This window comes from Caballeronia sp. dw_276 (genome assembly GCF_018449635.1).
Classification (GTDB): domain Bacteria; phylum Pseudomonadota; class Gammaproteobacteria; order Burkholderiales; family Burkholderiaceae; genus Caballeronia.
This window is the reverse complement of sequence record NZ_JAAVUV010000002.1, coordinates 268,767-286,130: the sequence shown is the minus strand read 5'-3', so window position 1 is coordinate 286,130 and position 17,364 is coordinate 268,767. Positions and strand designations below refer to the sequence as shown.

Sequence of the window (17,364 nt, the reverse complement as noted above, 5' to 3'; positions counted from 1 at the left end):
GGGCAGCTAAGGCCGTTCACTGAACGCCTGCGCAACGAAGTCCAGAAACACCCGGACGCGCGGCGACAAATGCCGGCGATTCGCAAACACGGCATACAACTCAATCTCATCGCAGTGATAGGGCGCGAGGCATTCGACCAGCCGCCCTTCGCGCAAGTCGTCTTCAATATCCCAAAGCGCCTTCAACGCAAGACCGCGGCCCTTGAGCGCCCAGTCGTGCAGCACTTCGCCGCTCGCCGTCGACAACGTCCCGCGTACCTGCACCTCGCGGCGGCGACCAGCCTCCTGAAACAACCATTTGTCGAACACACGCTGGCCGCGAACCAACCGGATGCAATCATGCCCGGCGAGGTCGTCAGGCGTATGCGGGGTGCCGCACCGCGCCAGATAATCAGGTGCGGCGCAAACGATCCGGCGGCTCGACAACAGGCGCTTTGCGATCACGCCCGTATCCGGCGGCAAGCCGATGCGCAACGCGACATCGAGGTTGTCATCGATCACGTCCAGTCCAATATCCGATAACACCAGCCGAACCTCGACCTCCGGGTATTGATCGGAGAACGCTTCGATCAGCGGCGCGATCTGCTTGCGCCCGATCTCGGACGGCGCGCCGATACACACCAGCCCCTGCGGCACACGCGCCTGAGCGCTGATCTCGGCTTCGGCGTCATCGACGGCTTGCAGGATGGCGAGCGCGCGCTCGTGAAACAGCGCGCCTTCGACTGTCAGCTCGAAACGCCGCGACGTCCGCGTGACAAGCCGCACGCCCAGCCGTTTTTCCAGCGCTGCGAGGCGCCGGCTCATGGCGGCGGTCGATCCGTCGGTCTGGCGCGCTGCCGCTGACAAACTCCCGGCATCGACCATTTGCGCAAAGACCCGCAAGTCGTTGATTTCGTCTGGCATGAATTGCTCCATCTTTCCACTTGACGCAACGATTCTATGCGACTGAACCCCTTCTCGCCATGCCACGACGAGGCAATAATGCGTTTATCCCAACGGAGAAACCACCATGAAAGCATTGCGCTTCAACCAGCACGGCGATCCGGGCGTGCTCGTTATCGAGGAGTTGCCGTCGCTGCGGGCATCGGCGGATGAAGCGGTTGTGCGCGTGCTCGCGGCATCGATCAATCCGAGTGACGTAAAGAACGTCGAAGGCCGCATGAGCCAGACCACGTTGCCGCGGACGCCCGGGCGCGATTATTCGGGCGTGGTGATCGAAGGTCCAGCCGAATGGCTGGGCGTGGAAGTGTGGGGTTCGGGCGGCGATGTGGGTTTTACCCGCGACGGCACGCATGCCGAAGAACTCGTCGTGCCGGTCGCGAGCTTGAATCGCAAGCCGGTTAATTTGAGTCACGAAGAAGCATCGGCGATAGGCGTGAACTTCATCACCGCGTGGTGCGCCGTGGTCGAGGCCGCGCAACTGCAGGCCGGCGAGAGCATCGTGATCATCGGGTTGGGCGGCGTGGGCGGGGCGGCTGCGCAGATCGCGAAACGGATCGGCGCGAAGGTCGTGGGCGTGGCGCGCGGCGCGAATGCGCCTGGTCCGTACGTCGACGCAATGGTCGATTCGAAAGCGGCCGGTTTCATCGATGAAATTAGTGCGCTGACCCAAGGCGGCGCGGCCGTGGTGTTCGATACCGTCGGCGGCTCCATGTTCGAAACCGCCGTGCACATGCTGAAGTTGCGCGGCCGGCTGGTGGAAATATCGGCGACGGACCGGCGCGACGTCACGTTCAACCTCGCCGACTTCTATCACAACGAAAGTCGATTGTTAGGTGTCGATACCCTCAAGCGCGATCTGAGCGCAGCGGGCGCGATGCTCGAAGCGCTGCGGGCAGGTTTCGAGGACGGCAGCTACAAGGCGCCGATAATCGCGCAGACCTTTGCGCTCGAGGATGCGCAAGCGGCGTATCGGGCGGTGGCTGCGGGGACGAAAGGCCGCGTGGTGCTGACGCCGGCGAAATGACTACGCGCTGGCGGCTGCAGCCGCAATCGGTCTTGTTCGCTATCTATCTAGGCGCGCTGGCTGCGCTACCGCCGATTTCCATCGACATGGCGCTTCCCGCGCTCGTCGATATCGCCGGGTCACTGCACGCGAGCGCGAGTCAGGCAGGGCTGACGCTGAGTCTTTTCATGGCGGGTTTCGCGCTCGGGCCGATTGTGTACGGTCCGCTTTCCGATGCCCGTGGCCGCAAGCCCACGCTTCTGCTTGGCCTGACGCTGTTCACGGTCGGCGGGATCGTGTCGGCGCTTGCGCCCGGCATATACGTATTGCTCGGCGCGCGCATGCTGCAGGGCGTTGGCGCGGGTGCGGGCATGACGGTGGCGCTGGCGATCGTGCGCGATCGCTTCGAAGGCAACGCAATGCAGCATCGCCTTGCGGCCATCACGGTCGTCGCCAATGTTGCCCCGATCGTCGCGCCTTCCGTTGGCGTTGCATTGCTTGCCGCGATCGAATGGCGCGGAATCTACGGTGTCATGGCGGCGTGCGGTTTGTTGGCGGCCATCGCCACATGGACGGGCCTCGACGAATCCGCTCCGCGACGAAACGAGGACCGGGCCATTGCCGGGCTGCGCAAACAGTATTGGCGCGTGCTGACGCATCGATCGATCATTGGCAACATCCTGGTCAATGGCTTCGGATTCGGCTGGATGTTTGCATACGTGGCCGGATCGCCGCTGGAGCTGCTGCATGTCCTGCACGTCAAACCAGCCATCTATGCCGCGATGTTCGCGATGACCGGCCTCGGCATTGTCGCCGGTGCGACAGTCAACGGATTGCTTGCATCGCGCGGCGTGGGGGCGCGGCGCATTCTTGCCGTTGCGATTTGCGTGACATTGGCTGCGACGCTCGCCCTCACTGCATTGAACGCGCTGCATCTCGCAACCTTGTTCGCGATCATGCCGTTGCTCGTGGCATGTACTTTCTGCTTCGGGCTGGCCGCGCCGACTGCAACGCGCGGCGCGCTCGATCCCCTGCCCGAGCTTGCGGGCGTGGCGGGCGGGCTGCTGACATCGGTTCAGATGCTGTGCGGCGCGGCTTCGAGTTCGCTCGTTGCGTTGATGTTCTCGACGTACGGCGCGCAGGCGATGAGCCTCGTCATGTTCGCGTGCGCGATGTTGTGCGCAATCGCGTGGACATGGCTAGGGAAAAAGGGACGCAATGAAGCGCGCCACGTCATGGCGTAAATCGCGGCATATGCTGCAGCTTTTCGTTGACCGGTAAATCACGCACTTATCTAAGCTCAGCTCGAAGTTTTCTTTGAAACCGTGTCAACACACTCAGCGGTGAGGCGTTAAACATGTAATCGCGACATCGCAAGCCGCGACACTGTTAAACAACCACGAAGGGTCTTACCGCCATGAAAAAGCAACTCGTTGCTGCATCGCTCGCCGCTCTGTTTTCCGCTGCTGTGTTCGCACAAGCTTCGGCTCCCGCTGTAGCGCCCGCAGCTCCGGCTGCAACCACGGCAGACGCAGCGCAACCTGCCAGCGCACACAAGGCCAAGAAGCATCACAAGAAGCATCACAAGAACACGACCGCCGCTTCGGCGATCCCGTCGTCCGCAGCAAAGCCTTAAGTTTCAAGGGGCAGTAAAAAAGCCCTGTCTGACCGTGGCGCTGTTTTAGAGAAATACCTTCATTCGAGGTATCGAAAGGCGTAACGCGGGGCTTTGAATTGACGGCTCGAATGCGCATGTTTGCGCGTTCGAGCCGTTTTCGTTGGGGATTCGCAGCCCGTGTACGGTTCAATGAATCGTACGGCCTGACCGTTTTAATCCCCGATCCGCCGGGTCCTTTCCCGTGTTCGCGCGCGGCGACGTGTATCATCCACACCACGCGGCTTTTTGCGCCGCCGTTCCTTCATTGCGCTGGTTGCCGGGGTCATTGCGACAATTCCGCGCCCGCCGCCTTACGCGCGCTTGAACCGAACGCGCAACCTTCAGCTCTTTTCCGTACAGATGGCACTTTCCGAACTCAAACGGCGCCGCACGTTCGCGGTTATTTCCCACCCTGACGCGGGCAAAACCACGCTGACCGAAAAGCTCTTGCTGTTTTCGGGCGCGATCCAGATTGCCGGCACGGTGAAGGGCCGCAAGAGCAATCGCTACGCAACGTCCGACTGGATGGAAATCGAAAAGCAGCGTGGCATTTCCGTCGCCAGCTCCGTCATGCAGTTCGAATACGGCGATTGCGTCATCAACCTGCTCGATACCCCCGGCCACGAAGACTTCTCCGAAGACACCTATCGTGTTCTGACCGCTGTCGACGCTGCCGTGATGGTGATCGATGGCGCAAACGGTGTCGAAGCCCAGACCCTCAAGTTGCTCGAAGTGTGCCGCAGCCGCCGCACGCCGATTCTCACGTTCATCAACAAGATGGATCGTGAAGTGCGTCAGCCGCTCGAATTGCTTGATGAGATCGAACAGCATCTTGGCGTCGCCGCCGTGCCGTTCACGTGGCCCATTGGCATGGGCAAGGAATTTCAGGGCGTCTACGACATCGAGCACGACCAGGTGCGCGTGTTTCGCGCGGGGCAGGACACAGCCGGCGGCGCGGTGGAAACCGTGCACGCCCTCGACGATGCCGACGGAGAACGCCGTTTCGGCCCGAGCTGGGCGCGTGCGAAAGAAGAGATCGATCTGATCACGGGCGCAACGCCGGCATTCGATCGCGCGGCGTTTCTGGCCGGTGAACAATCGCCCGTGTTGTTCGGATCGGCGATCAACAATTTCGGCGTGAAGGAAATTCTCGACGCGCTCGTGGAACTGGCGCCGCCGCCTGCCATGCGGATGTCGGTGCAACGTCCGGTGTTGCCCGAAGAGCCGCGTTTTACGGGCGTGGTGTTCAAGGTGCAGGCCAACATGGATCCCGCGCATCGTGACCGCGTGGCATTTATCCGTGTGTGTTCCGGGCATTTCGAGCGCGGCATGGCCTTGAAGGTGACGCGTTCGGGCAAGACGTTTCGCGCGAGCAACGTGGTGACGTTCCTGTCGCAGCGACGCGAGACGGTGAGCGAGGCTTATCCCGGCGATATCATCGGCATTCCGAATCATGGCACCTTGAGTCTCGGCGATACGTTGACCGAAGGCGAGATGCTGCAGTTCGTCGGCTTGCCGTTCTTCGCGCCGGAAATTTTCCAGACGGTGGAAGTCGTCGACCCGATTCGCGCAAAGCAGTTGGGTGAGGCGCTACGCCAGCTCGGCGACGAGGGCGCGATTCAGGTATTCCGTCCCGTGCTCGGCGGCTCGACCATTCTGGGCGCGGTCGGGCAGTTGCAGTTCGAAGTGGTGGCGCATCGATTGTCGGCGGAATACAAGGTCGATGTACGGATCATGCCGGCGCGCTACCGCATGTCGCGATGGGTGACGTGCGATGACGCGGCGGAGTTGCGTCGTTTCACCGATGCCTATGCGGCGCGCATTGCGCTGGATGCATCGAATGCGCCGACGTATCTTGCTTCCCATGTTTCTGAAATCGATGTCGCGCAGAAGGCCTGGCCCAAGATCGTCTTCAATGAATTGCGGGAGCATTCGGGCGCGCCGTTTCAGAAGTCTATTTGAGCGCGGCGCGCGCTGTAGTCTTTGCGCGCGCCGCACCTAGTCAACACCAATAATTAATACGTCAGGCCAAACCCGAACGGATACAGCGGGTGCGCGGTGTCGTGCGGGAGATCTTCCAACTGCGCCGCCACCTCTGCCATCGACGAAGGCAACTCAAACGGGAGTTTCCCTTGAGGCTTGCCTTTACCCGTCAACACATCGAACAGTGCTGTGTCGCTCGCGCCGAAATTCGCGAGGATGGCAGTCGCCTTTGACTGCACATTGGTCAGGATCGCCGGACGATCCATATAGACCGACACGATCGACTTCGGAGCACTGGCGGCCTGTTTGATCGCCTCGTAGTCCGGGTTGCCGTCGATGAACGCAAGGCTGCCTTCATGCTGCATCGCGCCGAATACGTAGTTCGGATGGAGCGTCTCGTATGGCGTATTCACGCGCAGTATCGCTACGTCCGCAGCCTGTGGCGTATCGACGACCTGATAGCCATATTTGCGCGCAACCGCAGGGTCGATGCCATACAGCCAGACTTTCTTGCCGGCGTCCGCCATTGGCAGCAGCTTGTCGTTGTTTTGCAGCAGCACCATCGACCGGCGTTGCGCATCGAGCGCCTGGGCCTGGAAGTCGGCGTTGCCCACGATTCCGCCCGCAGCAGTGGCATCGACGTACGGATGATCGAACAACCCCTGCTGGAATTTTTGCAGAAGCACGCGGTACGCTGAATCAGCAAGACGCGCTTCAGTCAGCAAGCCCTGGTTGACGGCCTGAATGATGAAACTCGGGTCGTCTTCCCCGCCAAATTGATCGATGCCCGCGTTGACCGCTTTCACGAAACGCTGCAGACGAGTCGCGCTTTCCATTCCCCACGGCATGCCCAGCCCAACAAAAGACGGTGCGCCGGAAGAGGCGCCGTTCATGCAGTTCGCGTCGCAGTCGGAGGCAATAAGCCAGTCCGAAACGATCACGCCCTTGAAGTTGTACTTGCCGCGCAGCAGATCGGTCAGGAGGGCCTTGTCGTAAGCAGCGCCGACTTGCTCGAGCGCGATTCCGTCGATGGTGACCGGTCCGTCAGGTTCGGAGTAAGTCGGCATCACGGAGCCGACGTTGGCGGCGAATGCACCTTCGAACGGCTTCAGATGATAGGCGTAGTTGTTGCCCGGATAAGTCGCGTAGCGGCCATAGTAGTTGTGGCTGTCGAACCCGGACTTCTGCGCACCGTATCCGGCCCAATGCTTGACCACGGCGATAACACTGTTCGCCTGAATGCCGTTGCTGCCGCCCTGGAAGCCTTCGATGTAGGCCTGCACCTGGGCGCGCGTCAGGTCGGCGTCTTCGCCGAAGGTCCCGTTGATGCGGGCCCAACGCGGCTCGGTAGCCAGATCGGCTTGCGGTGAAAGCGCTTCGGTAATGCCCACCGCGCGATATTCCTGACGCGCGATGTCACCGAATTTGCGTGTAAGCGCGGTATCGCCAATCGCGGCAAAGCCGAGGGTTTCGGGCCACTTCGAAAACCCGCTATCGCCCGCGCTCGCCCCGAGCACGTACTGAAAGTGATTGCGCGGGTCCGAACTGATCGATACGGGAATGCCGAGCCGGGACTGTTCGGCGAGTGCCTGAAGCTGATTGTATTGATCGGCCATCGTCTTCGCATTGCCGCTCATGCGCGTGATGTATGTACTGATGTGCCGGTCGTTGATGTACGTTTTTAGCGCGGCCATGTCGTAGGCCGTGCCTGTGCCCGCGCCGGTTGTATCGTTCAGGACAGGAGCCGTGCCGTGCATCATCAAGCCGGCTTTCTCGGCGAGCGTCAGGCGGCTCACCAGATCGCGCGCGCGGACGTCGGCGCTCAACCGCCAGTCTTCAAAGGGTTCGAGCTGGCCGCTCTTGTCCATATCCTTGAATTTCAGGCCGTCCCTCGAAATCAGGTTTAGCGTGGTCTGGCCGAAATCCGGTTGGGCGACGGGGGCGGTAGCGGGATCGTCGCTGCCGCAGGCGAACAGGCCAAGCGCAAGCGTCATGCTCGACGCTGTCAACGCTGATCTGGGGAAAACTGACCGGGAATTGAGGCTCACTCATGTCTCCTGAAATTAGGTTTTTTTGGCTACTGTGACGACCTTACAAGAAGGCGTTCATCACTTTACCGACCGATTTCAATCGACGTTTTACCGTGGGGTGCACCATTTATCTTTCTGGAGCGCGGCGTGTAAGCGGGCGTAACTTTCCCGGTCTTCGGGCAGCAAGCTATGGGAATTCCTGATGGCGTGAGCGTCGATCTCTAAGCATCATTACGAAGTGAAAGCGCCCCGTGAGCCTATGTCATCCAGAACGTCGTCACACTTCAGCGGCCACAGCCGTACTGTTTCCAATCGCATCGCCGTTTTCGCAATGGACGCCGCCGAGCGTGCCGGCGTGTCGCCGCAATTGTTCACCACCCGCACCGGAATCAGCCCGCAGGAACTCGTCGACAGAAGCGGTCGCATCGACGCCGCACGGCACAGGCGGGTCGTCGAATTGATGGCGCATGTCGGCGTTTCGTCGCGAGCGATGCCTGACCTGCCGCACATGTTATTTCCGGATTTCCCTGTACTGGGCAACCTATGCCTCAATGCCCGGACACTGCGTGAAGCGCTGGAGTCGTATCAGACGTTTCGTCCGTTAATCGGCGAGTTCGATTTTCTCGGCTACCGGGAGACCCCGGAGCACGCACAGTTCGAATACATCGCGGAGTTTGCGCCGGCGAGCGGTTTCCAGGCGCTGTCCAACTTTCAGGTACTTGCCAGTTTGATCAGGGCCTACGACGGTCTGGAGCAAACGGTGTTTCGGGTTTCGCTCATGGGGCCCGCCGTCCCCGGAGCCAACGATATTGGCGAGTACTTTGGCGCAGCAGTGCGGTATAGCGCCGATGCAAACCGGTTGCAGTTTGCAAGCGCGCTGCTGGACGCGCCGCTTGTCCATTACAACGCAACGCTGGCGCCTTTTCTGCGGCAACAGGCTCAGCATGAGCTTCTGCGCATTCAAAGGGGACATCGGTTTTCATACAGCGTCGAGCACCTGATCAGCGAAATTATCCGGGACCCAGGCGAAGAGGGATATGCATCGTCGTCACTGCTTGCGCAGACATGCCAGCGTTTGAATACCTCGCGATGGACATTGCACCGGCGATTGCAATCCGAGGGACTGCATTTCACCGAACTCGAATCGCGCGTCAGATATAAAGAAGCGTGCCGATTGCTCAGCGAGACAACTTTAAGTCTCGGACATATCAGTGAACAACTGGGTTTCTCGTCGCAGAGCGCTTTCACGCGGTTCTTCCGCACGCGGCATGACGTACCGCCGCTGGCGTTTCGTCAACGCGCGCAACTTGGCTGATAAAGCTGGTCGAGCAAAGACGGCGCGCGGCAGCAGGGTGCTGGCACGCCGATGCCTGCCAAGCAGGTTACTTCACCAACACGGGTAGTTGAAGGTAGGAGGCGTTGTTTCCGCCAGTGTGAATGATGTGGTTTCCGCTGTTGGCGGGAACGTACTCCTGGTTTCCGGGCATCATCGTGCCCAGGAGGCTTCGGCCGCTGATGACGAGACGGAGTTGTTCGCCGGGTGAGAACGCGAGCCCGACCGGGAGCAAGTCGATCTCGAGGTCCACAACTTCGCCCGCTGAAAGTTTCTCGATCCGGTCAAAAGTGTGCGCGGGCACTGCATCCGTCGAAAGCGCCCGATCCAGGCATCGCATGGAGGCGCGCAGCCGTCCGTCGGACCCTTTGTAGCGAAGAATCGAGGCGCCATGTTCGGTGATGTCGTGCACGAGTGCGCTCTGATTGGGCACGGTGAATTGCTGCAGCGGGGTGCCGTGGGCGTCGAGCTTCTGAACCAGGACGAACAGGTCCATGTCGTCTGATCCCCGCGCCTCGACCCAAAGGTGCGCCTTCGGGTAACCGACAAGCGTAGTTTCCTGCTCGAATCGCATGACGAAGGACACGAGGTCAGGGTTGGATTCGACCTCATAGGCAGCCGTAGCCCCCTGCGATGGCGCGGCGATGCCCAAGGTGCGAAACCGGCCGTCCAGGTAATACTTCGTCAAGCTGACATTCTTTGGAGGGAACTCGTCGGCTGCGACGGCGACCCTGTCCCCGCCTTGCAGGTCGAGCACGGCGTAGCGGACCCGGGGCGTCTGCTCCCATCCGTTGTCTTCATCCTTCAGAAAATGATCGAAGAACCGGCGCAGGTCCTGCCTGTTCGCTTCGTCGTAGTAGTCGGGCCATTCCTGGGTGTTGTGGATTCGCAGCCACTTCTGTTCGGAGGCCATCCGGCGCCACGCGCGGAAGGTCCCGGCCGTGTGCAGCGTGTTCGAGTAGCTCGCCACAACATACGCCGGCACCGTGATCCGCTTGAAGCGAGGAATCTTGTCCTCCCACAGCTCGTTCATGAGAGGGTAGCGTTCGGCTTCGGCGAGGAGGTCCTCTTTCTGGCCGTTGCCCCAGAAGCTGTTGTCCTGGAGCTGTCTGGCGAAGCCGGTGTCGGGCATGCCGCCCCGCATTACCAGATCACGATAAACGTCGCTGACACCTTCCCACGGGTTGATCGCTGCCAGGTGCGGTGGTTGTTCCGCCGCGGTGAACCACTGCGAGACTGCGAGGTAGGACGTGCCGCTCATCGCGACCTTGCCGCTGCACCACGCCTGGGCCGCCAGCCACTCAATGAGGTCATGGCAGTCCCGGCCTTCCTGGCGATCCCACACGACGCTATCTCCCTCGCAATTGGCAACTCCGCGAATGTCGGGATTGCAGATCGCGTAACCATGCGCGCACCAGTAGGCGGGGTCCGGACCTTCAAACTTCTCAAGGCCGGACAGGATCCCATTGTCCAGTCCAACCATGCCGAATATCCCGACCACGCTCTGGGAGGTTCCCTGGCCCTTGCCGTAGGGACTCCATGCCACGATGACCGGAACCTTTTGCGGCCCGGCTGGACGAAAAACGTCGACATAGATCGTCACACCGTCACGCAATGTGACCGCTACGTCCTTTTCGAGTACGACGTCGACCGGCAGCGACTGGAACGGCGGCGCAATCCGAGAACCCGCCTTGAGAATACTGGTTCCAGGCTCGAAGCCACTTAGCACTCCATACCTCGGACCGGGTTCCAGAGGATGGGATGGCATGAATATTTTCTGGTCGACGCTCATGGTGCACAGCTCCGTTCTCTGCGTGCGAGGGCGGTGTTTGCCCTGGCGAGGGTAGGTTCGCTTTCGATTCAGCAACCGCCGATCCTAGCAGGTCTGGAGCGCTTGAGGGAAGGACGTCGACTAACTATCAAGTGAGTGTCAAAGGTTCCTATTGTTTAACTTTTGCTTGGGCTCCGGCGAGTGAAAGCCGTGACTCGAGATCCGTTCGAGTGCCTGTACGTCGCGCATCTCCTCTTGTGCTAAAAAATACGTAGTAGTCCCGTATAAGTGTGCTTGTTCAATCGTGGCCGCGCAGGGATTGCGCGGGGAACGTCCTGCAACTATTTCCGGACTACGGCAGAACTGCTCGCAGGCATAGCCGGAGAAACGGCGCGCGATTTGCAACTGGGCACGGACACGTCATCGGCCTATGAAACTGCCAACTGTCCCGGCGAACCGCGCGGCCACTCTCAATCCGTACTCTGCGCCATCTTCACCGGCAACGGCACGTGCAGCCATTTCTCCACAATGCCGTTCAGCTCGCCGCTTTTCTTGGCATCGGTGAGAATCGCATCGACTTTCGCTTGCAGCTTCGGCTCGCCCTTGTTCAGGCCCACATGGCACGCCGACTCATGAATCACGTACTTGAGCGCCGGCTTGTTCGGCGCCGATGCCGGTAACGTCGTGGCGATCTTGGTTGCCACGAAGTCTCCTGTCCCGACCAGCGGAACCTGACCCGCAAGGTACGCGGAGATCATGCCGCTGTTGTCCTCGAACCGCTTGATATTAGTCGACGGCGGCACGCTTTTGGTCAGCATCAAATCCTCGAACGTCCCGCGTGCAACGCCGACCGTCTTGCCGGCCATGTCCGCCGGGCCGTCGATCTTCATGCTCGCCGGACCATACACGCTGTTGTTGTACGGCGAATACGACTGCGAGAAATCGATGACCTTGTCGCGCTCGGCATCGCGGCCAAGCGTCGAGACGATCAAATCTACCTTCTTCGTCTGCAAATAGGGAATGCGATTGGCGCTCGTAACCGGAACGAGTTCGAGTTTCGCGCCGAGCTTTTTGGCGAGCAGAGCGGAAATATCGATATCGAGTCCTTCGAGCTGCATGCTCGGACCAACCGACCCAAACGGCGCGAAATCCTGTGGAACTGCCACGCGCAAGACGCCGCGCTTTTCGATGTCATCCAGTGCATCTGCGTGCGCAGGCGCGACGTGCCCGAGCACGTTGAGCGCAACCACGCCAAGTGTCATCAACAGCTTCGAAGTTTTCATGTTTGCCCTGAAACGTGGAGGGGTATGCCGGCGTGTGCAACAGCGCGTGCAACGGCGTGTGCCACAGCGCGTGCAACGGCGTGTGTCGGAGGCCCGGCATTCCAAAGTCTATTAGCAAGTCTTTTGTTTTCTAAACGATTCAAAATTCGCTTCCATGGCGCGCGGGGCAGGCGCCGGTGCAAGCTGGCTCAGGGACGTTCGCAAACGTAAGGGTAAGTACCGCCGCCGCGCTCATTTCTCGATTTATTTTCCATTTTTTTCCTGGCGCCCAGCGGAATACCGATATTTTTCCCGTCCGGAATTGCATTTTTTCCACCCTACACTGGGCGCTCGAAAATCACGATCCGGAAATCATGAACGCGATGAACGCCATGAAGTCCACACGATTCGACTTGCTCGACGGCCTGAGAGGCATCGCTGCAATTGCCGTCATGCTTCATCACTATAGTCAGCACACGGGCTGGGACTGGTTCGGCGGCGCATGGGTCGCGGTCGACCTGTTTTTTGTGCTCTCCGGCTTTGTGATCGCGCACAGCTATAGCAAGAAAATCCTCAACGGGATGTCTTTCCGCGAATTCGCGTTCGTGCGTCTTGCGCGGCTCGGGCCGCTTTATTTATTCGGCCTGGCATTGGGTCTCTGCGCGGTATTGCTGTCGATTGCCAAGACCGGAATGCCGCAGATATCCAGTTCGCAATTGCTGAGCGCCACGGCGCTCGGCGCGTTCTGGTTGCCGTATTTCAATGACATCGCATGGCCGTTTGGTCAGGACGTGGTGTATGGCGCGGCGTTTCCGTTGAACGATCCGTCGTGGTCGTTGTTCTTCGAGTTGTTCGTCAACGTCGTGTTTTTTGCGTATCTGGCGAAGGTCCGCAAATTGCCGAACGCGACGGTTTCGATACTCGCCTTCGTTGCGTTTATTGTTTGCACACTGGTCTTCCACAAGATCAATCCGGGCTGGGGCGCGAAGAGTTTCATGGTGGGTTTTCCGCGCGTGATCGCGGAATTCTTTGCGGGCGTATTCATTTTTTCCATCGGGCTTCAGCATAAGCATCCGCATCGGCTATTTACGGCCGTTGTCACCGGCGCAGCCTTGCTGGCATTTACCATCCACGATCCAAAGATTGCGTTTATCAATTCATTGACGCTGGTTCCTTTGTCGGTGGCGTTGCTGTGCTCGGTTTCCATCGATGGTCTGGGCAAGCGGATTTGCAAGGTCTTGGGCGAACTTTCTTACCCGCTTTATGTGATCCATTTTCCAATCTACCGGCTCGTGTTCGAATCGTTCGATGTCCGGTCTTTGAATCCCGTCGCGCAGACGCTGATCGTGGCGGCGGTTTCGATCGTGCTGGCGCTGCTGCTCGCCCGTGCCGATCTGGAACTGCGGCGCAAGCTGACGAGTTTTCGCAAGCCTTCCGCTGCGGCAGTGTCCTGACGCCTGGAAGAAGTTTTCACAGACTGCTGAAAACATCCGTGCATCGGCCGGGATAAACTTGCGGTTTCCTTCCGGCACCGCAAGCCATGACCGCCACCCGTTTTAGCAATACCGCACGCTACTGGCGCTCGCCGCTCCTGCCGGACGCGGACATGCTGACGGCCGAATATTACGACCACGAGTTCACGCCGCACTGGCACGACGCCTACACGATCCCCGTGATCGAGGAGGGCGCGGAGTGCTATGACTATCGCGGGTCCAAATATGTGGCCGAAGCCGGGTCGGTGCCGATCATCAATCCCGGTGAGCTGCACACGGGCGCGCGGGCGGTGGATGTGGGCTGGCGGTATCGCGTGTTTTATCTGCCGGTGGATTTCGTCCAGTCGGTTGCCGATGAAATCGCCGGCCGCGCCCAGCCCATGCCCTGGTTTCCAGCGGATATTGTTCGCGACGCCGATGTCGCCCGACGCGTGCAGCGCGCGCATCAGGCGCTGGAGGCGGGCGGAGACCCGCTGGGCGGCGACCCGCTTGCGGCGGAACACGCGCTTTTCGACGCCGTCTCCACGCTGCTCGTACGCCACGCTGGACAGCGCCCGCCCGTTGGCCGCGTGCGGCTCGATACGGCGCGCGTGGAGTCGATGAAATCGCGTCTCGCCGACGACATGACCGCGCCTTTGTCACTGACGGAACTGGCGCAGACGGTCGGCCTTTCGACGTTTCACGCGGCGCGCCTTTTCACCCGCGAAACGGGCATCGCGCCGCACGCGTGGCGCAACCAGATGCGCCTGAATCGCGCGCTCGAGGCGCTGCGGGCGGGGGCGTCGGTGACGGACGTCGCGGCGGCCAGCGGTTTCACCGATCAAAGCCATTTCACGCGCCACTTCAAGAAGACGTTCGGCGTGCCGCCAGGCCGCTGGCGATAGACCCACGCAAACATACGCATACCGCAAGAACGTACAAGCGCCGCTCGCGCTTCGCGTCCTATCCTCCCAGTTCACGGAGGAAACCTTGAAAACAACGCTTCAGGCAGGCAATCTCGCTGAATTCGGCGCGGGCGCGCGCGACACCATTCCAATGATGGTCGGCGCCGCGCCCTTCGGCGTCATCTACGGCACGCTCGCGGCCACGGGACCGTTGCACGCGTGGACGGTGCAGTTCATGTCGCTGGCCGTGTTCGCAGGATCGGCGCAATTCATCGCGCTGGGTTTGATTGCCGGGCACGCGAGTTTTGCAGTGATCTGGGCAACGACGTTCGTCGTCAATTTGCGGCATGTCCTGTATTCCGCGACGCTCGCACCGTATGTAGCGCACTTGCCCGCGCGCTGGCGCTGGACGCTGGGCGCGTTCCTGACCGACGAGGTGTTCGCCGTCTCGTATGCGCATTATCAGAAGAAGCCGGCAGGACAAACGGGGCCGTACTATTTCCTCGGGTCCGGAGTGTCGATGTACGTCAACTGGCAGATCTGGACGGTCATCGGCTTGCTGTTTGGGTCGGCGTTTCCCGGCCTGCAGTCCAAGGGACTCGACTTTGCGATGGTCGCCACGTTCATTGCGATCATCGTGCCGCAACTGGTTGCGCTGCGATTCGTGGCGGCGGCTGTAACGGCCGGCGTGCTGGCGTTTGCGTGGAACGGCTGGCCCTACAAGCTCGGGTTATTGGCGGCGGTCGTCGTGGGCGTGGCGGTAGGCATGGTTTTATCGATGCGCGATGAAAGAAGAAATCCCACGGAACTGGAGCGCGCCAAATGAACGATTTCCTGCTTATCGTGGGCATGGCGTTGATCACGTACGCCATTCGCTCGGCGGTATTCGTGTTCGGCGAGCGGCTGAGTTTCCCGCCGATCGTGCGGACCGCGCTGAGCTTTGTGCCGGTGACCGTGCTGACGGCGATCATCGTGCCGATGACGTTCGCGCCTCACGGCGGCGGCGCCGAGTTGACGTGGCGAAACTCGCAACTTGTTGCGGCCATCGTGGCCTTGGTGGTTTGCGCTCTGACGCGCAAGCCGTTGCTGACCATCGCGGTATCGCTCGCGGTGTTTTTCTTCTGGCAGCTTGTCGTGGTGGCTTAACCAGCGTCGGCGTAAGTTTCGCTCAACAGCTTTACGAATGCGCTGATCTTCGGGCTGAGCTGGCGGCGCGTGGCATAAAGCGCCCACACCTCCACATGGCGGCTCTGCAGCGTTCCCAGATTCACGAGCCGGCCGCTTTGCAGCGCGGCGCGCGCCAGATATTCGGTCAATACGGCCGCGCCGGCGCTGGCAAGCGCGGCATCGCGAACCATGGATATCGATGAAAAACGCGCAACCGTTCGCGGATGCAGCGTGCGCGCACCTCGTGGTCCATCGATATGCCAGACGTCGTCCGGCGCTGAAAGCAGTCCCACGGCCGGGATGACGCTCTCGTTCTGGACGGCTTCGGCAATCATCGGCGATGCCACCACGACCTGCGGGCTGCGGAGAAAACACCGGCCGGCCAGCGCCGTATCGGGGGCCGGATTTGCGCGGATCACAACGTCGTAATCTTCCGCGACGAGATCGACGAACCGGTCTTCCGCGATCACCTCGATGCGAACGTCCGGGAATTGCGCGACATACGCCGCCGCGAGCCGCCCCATGGTTTCATAGGCCAGAAAGGTCGGCGCGCTGATCCGCAAGCGTCCACTCGGGCGGCGCGAGCTCATGCCGACAACGTCCGCGGCTTCTTCAATTTCGGCCAGCAGGCGTGCCGTACTCGCGTGCAGCGCCTGTCCCTCCTCGGTCAGCATCAGCGTTCCTGAACCACGTTGCAGCAGGCGCACGCCCATGGCTTCTTCCAACTGCATCACATGTCGCGAAAGGCTCGCCTTGGGCCGCCCCGTCGCACGGCTTGCGCGGCCGAATCCGCCATGCGTGACGACCGCGTTGAAATCCGATAGTGCGTGCAAATCCATGGCTGTTCCATCGATGAGACGAGTTGTCTCAATAATAGGGCTTTCGTCCCGTCAAAGGAACGCTCAGAATGAATTCACACCAACACCATTTGAGGGACTCACCATGACTATCCTGATTACCGGCGCCACGGGCGCTATCGGTTCGCAAATTGTTCATCGCCTCGTTGAGGAGGGCGCCAACGTGCGCGCAATCGCCCGTTCGCCGGAAAAAGCCAATCTGCCAGCCAGCGTCGATGTGCGCAAAGGCGATATGACCGACATCGCGTCGATGCGCGCGGCACTCGAAGGCGTCGATACGCTTTTCCTCCTGAACGCAGTTGTCGCCGACGAGGTGACGCAGGCGATCCTCACGCTGAGCCTTGCGCGCGACGCCGGCATTCAACGCATCGTCTATTTCTCCGTGTTCAACTCGGACCGCTTCACCGACGTGCCGCACTTCACGGGCAAGTACACGGTCGAACGCATGATCGAGGAATTCGACCTTCCGGCCACGATCCTGCGCCCGAGTTATTTCATCCAGAACGACGCATCGATGAAAGAGGTCATTGCCGGCAAGTCGGTTTATCCGATGCCGGTAGGAAGCGTCGGGGTTTCGATGGCCGATACGCGTGACATTGCAGAAATCGCGGCCATCAGCTTGTTGCAGCGGGAACGCTCGGCTACGCCGTTGCCGCGCGAAGTGGTCGATGTAGTCGGTCCGCAAGCCATGACCGGCAGCGCGCTGGCCGCGATCTGGACGGAGGCGCTCGGCAAGCCGGTGAACTACGGCGGCGATGATCTCGATGCGTTCGAAGCACAGATGGCCAGCCGCGCACCGAGCTGGATGGCGCGCGATATCCGCCTGATGCTCGGCCGTTTTCAGCGCGACGGCATGGCCGCGAACGAGCGCGCGGTTGCACGCATGACCGAGTTGCTGGGCCGCCCGCCACGGTCGTATCGCGATTTCGCACTTGAAACCGCGAAGGAGTGGGCGGCGAACTAGGCCGCAGGTTTGGCGATC

15 protein-coding genes are annotated in these 17,364 nt (G+C 60.7%); 10 read left to right on the top strand and 5 right to left on the bottom strand.

The genetic code is table 11. The annotated features are described in order from the left end of the window. Positions 1–6: 6 nt before the first annotated feature. Positions 7–903: a LysR family transcriptional regulator gene (locus HB633_RS04250; RefSeq protein WP_213776817.1), complete on the bottom strand. Its 897-nt coding sequence runs from the start codon at positions 901–903 to the stop codon at positions 7–9. A gap of 106 nt (positions 904–1,009) precedes the next feature. On the opposite strand from HB633_RS04250, the gene HB633_RS04245 reads away from it, so the two are divergent. The 4 genes from HB633_RS04245 (at position 1,010) to HB633_RS04230 (ending at position 5,564) form a co-directional block, all read left to right on the top strand. Next, positions 1,010–1,966 carry a zinc-binding alcohol dehydrogenase family protein gene (locus HB633_RS04245; RefSeq protein WP_213776816.1) on the top strand — a complete coding sequence of 319 codons (957 nt, stop codon included), beginning with the start codon at positions 1,010–1,012 and terminating at the stop codon, positions 1,964–1,966. Further along, positions 1,963–3,189, top strand: a complete 1,227-nt coding sequence (locus HB633_RS04240; RefSeq protein ID WP_213776815.1) for a multidrug effflux MFS transporter — start codon at positions 1,963–1,965, stop codon at positions 3,187–3,189. Before HB633_RS04245 ends, HB633_RS04240 begins: the two co-directional genes overlap by 4 nt. Positions 3,190–3,362: 173 nt before the next feature. After that, entirely contained in the window at positions 3,363–3,581 is a 219-nt protein-coding gene (locus HB633_RS04235) for a hypothetical protein (protein WP_213776814.1), read from the top strand. A 381-nt stretch (positions 3,582–3,962) separates the two neighbouring features. Beyond that, the gene (locus HB633_RS04230; protein WP_056366970.1) at positions 3,963–5,564 is read left to right on the top strand and encodes a peptide chain release factor 3; all 1,602 of its coding nucleotides are present in this window, start codon (positions 3,963–3,965) and stop codon (positions 5,562–5,564) included. 53 nt (positions 5,565–5,617) lie between these two features. Here the strand turns inward: HB633_RS04230 and HB633_RS04225 are convergent, their stop codons facing one another. Then, positions 5,618–7,579, bottom strand: a complete 1,962-nt coding sequence (locus tag HB633_RS04225) for a glycoside hydrolase family 3 N-terminal domain-containing protein (protein ID WP_218626664.1) — start codon at positions 7,577–7,579, stop codon at positions 5,618–5,620. Between the two features lie 295 nt (positions 7,580–7,874). Between HB633_RS04225 and HB633_RS04220 the strand changes: the two genes are divergently transcribed. Then, positions 7,875–8,930: an AraC family transcriptional regulator gene (locus HB633_RS04220; protein WP_213776812.1), complete on the top strand. Its 1,056-nt coding sequence runs from the start codon at positions 7,875–7,877 to the stop codon at positions 8,928–8,930. A 67-nt stretch (positions 8,931–8,997) separates the two neighbouring features. Here the strand turns inward: HB633_RS04220 and HB633_RS04215 are convergent, their stop codons facing one another. Together HB633_RS04215 and HB633_RS04210 are read right to left on the bottom strand one after the other, a co-directional pair. Beyond that, positions 8,998–10,740: a CocE/NonD family hydrolase gene (locus HB633_RS04215; RefSeq protein WP_213776811.1), complete on the bottom strand. Its 1,743-nt coding sequence runs from the start codon at positions 10,738–10,740 to the stop codon at positions 8,998–9,000. Between the two features lie 449 nt (positions 10,741–11,189). Beyond that, a complete protein-coding gene (locus HB633_RS04210) occupies positions 11,190–12,002 on the bottom strand; it encodes a transporter substrate-binding domain-containing protein (RefSeq protein WP_213776810.1) in 813 nt (270 codons plus the stop codon). Between the two features lie 353 nt (positions 12,003–12,355). Here HB633_RS04210 and HB633_RS04205 point away from each other — a divergent pair, with 353 nt between their 5' ends. The 4 genes from HB633_RS04205 (at position 12,356) to HB633_RS04190 (ending at position 15,504) form a co-directional block, all read left to right on the top strand. Continuing rightward, complete coding sequence (locus tag HB633_RS04205) at positions 12,356–13,435, top strand: acyltransferase (protein ID WP_213776809.1); 1,080 nt, start codon at positions 12,356–12,358, stop codon at positions 13,433–13,435. A gap of 86 nt (positions 13,436–13,521) precedes the next feature. Beyond that, positions 13,522–14,358, top strand: a complete 837-nt coding sequence (locus HB633_RS04200; protein WP_213776808.1) for an AraC family transcriptional regulator — start codon at positions 13,522–13,524, stop codon at positions 14,356–14,358. 151 nt (positions 14,359–14,509) lie between these two features. Continuing rightward, the gene (locus HB633_RS04195) at positions 14,510–15,184 is read left to right on the top strand and encodes an AzlC family ABC transporter permease (RefSeq protein ID WP_213777187.1); all 675 of its coding nucleotides are present in this window, start codon (positions 14,510–14,512) and stop codon (positions 15,182–15,184) included. Beyond that, a complete protein-coding gene (locus HB633_RS04190) occupies positions 15,181–15,504 on the top strand; it encodes an AzlD domain-containing protein (protein WP_213776807.1) in 324 nt (107 codons plus the stop codon). Before HB633_RS04195 ends, HB633_RS04190 begins: the two co-directional genes overlap by 4 nt. Here HB633_RS04190 and HB633_RS04185 read toward each other — a convergent pair. Then, complete coding sequence (locus HB633_RS04185) at positions 15,501–16,364, bottom strand: LysR substrate-binding domain-containing protein (protein ID WP_213776806.1); 864 nt, start codon at positions 16,362–16,364, stop codon at positions 15,501–15,503. The genes HB633_RS04190 and HB633_RS04185 overlap by 4 nt on opposite strands. A 103-nt stretch (positions 16,365–16,467) precedes the next feature. On the opposite strand from HB633_RS04185, the gene HB633_RS04180 reads away from it, so the two are divergent. Next, positions 16,468–17,346 (top strand): SDR family NAD(P)-dependent oxidoreductase, encoded by an 879-nt coding sequence (locus HB633_RS04180; RefSeq protein ID WP_213776805.1) that lies wholly within the window; start codon positions 16,468–16,470, stop codon positions 17,344–17,346. The last annotated feature ends 18 nt before the right edge of the window (positions 17,347–17,364 follow it).

What these genes read in the sequence shown, in the direction of transcription:
- HB633_RS04205 (WP_213776809.1), top strand. Translation starts at nt 12,356, where the DNA reads ATGAACGCGATGAACGCCATGAAGTCCACACGATTCGACTTGCTCGAC.
- HB633_RS04240 (WP_213776815.1), top strand. Translation starts at nt 1,963, where the DNA reads ATGACTACGCGCTGGCGGCTGCAGCCGCAATCGGTCTTGTTCGCTATC.
- HB633_RS04180 (WP_213776805.1), top strand. Translation starts at nt 16,468, where the DNA reads ATGACTATCCTGATTACCGGCGCCACGGGCGCTATCGGTTCGCAAATT.
- HB633_RS04200 (WP_213776808.1), top strand. Translation starts at nt 13,522, where the DNA reads ATGACCGCCACCCGTTTTAGCAATACCGCACGCTACTGGCGCTCGCCG.
- HB633_RS04245 (WP_213776816.1), top strand. Translation starts at nt 1,010, where the DNA reads ATGAAAGCATTGCGCTTCAACCAGCACGGCGATCCGGGCGTGCTCGTT.
- HB633_RS04220 (WP_213776812.1), top strand. Translation starts at nt 7,875, where the DNA reads ATGTCATCCAGAACGTCGTCACACTTCAGCGGCCACAGCCGTACTGTT.
- HB633_RS04225 (WP_218626664.1), bottom strand. Translation starts at nt 7,579, where the DNA reads ATGACGCTTGCGCTTGGCCTGTTCGCCTGCGGCAGCGACGATCCCGCT.
- HB633_RS04230 (WP_056366970.1), top strand. Translation starts at nt 3,963, where the DNA reads ATGGCACTTTCCGAACTCAAACGGCGCCGCACGTTCGCGGTTATTTCC.
- HB633_RS04185 (WP_213776806.1), bottom strand. Translation starts at nt 16,364, where the DNA reads ATGGATTTGCACGCACTATCGGATTTCAACGCGGTCGTCACGCATGGC.
- HB633_RS04195 (WP_213777187.1), top strand. Translation starts at nt 14,510, where the DNA reads ATGATGGTCGGCGCCGCGCCCTTCGGCGTCATCTACGGCACGCTCGCG.
- HB633_RS04215 (WP_213776811.1), bottom strand. Translation starts at nt 10,740, where the DNA reads ATGAGCGTCGACCAGAAAATATTCATGCCATCCCATCCTCTGGAACCC.
- HB633_RS04210 (WP_213776810.1), bottom strand. Translation starts at nt 12,002, where the DNA reads ATGAAAACTTCGAAGCTGTTGATGACACTTGGCGTGGTTGCGCTCAAC.
- HB633_RS04235 (WP_213776814.1), top strand. Translation starts at nt 3,363, where the DNA reads ATGAAAAAGCAACTCGTTGCTGCATCGCTCGCCGCTCTGTTTTCCGCT.
- HB633_RS04190 (WP_213776807.1), top strand. Translation starts at nt 15,181, where the DNA reads ATGAACGATTTCCTGCTTATCGTGGGCATGGCGTTGATCACGTACGCC.
- HB633_RS04250 (WP_213776817.1), bottom strand. Translation starts at nt 903, where the DNA reads ATGCCAGACGAAATCAACGACTTGCGGGTCTTTGCGCAAATGGTCGAT.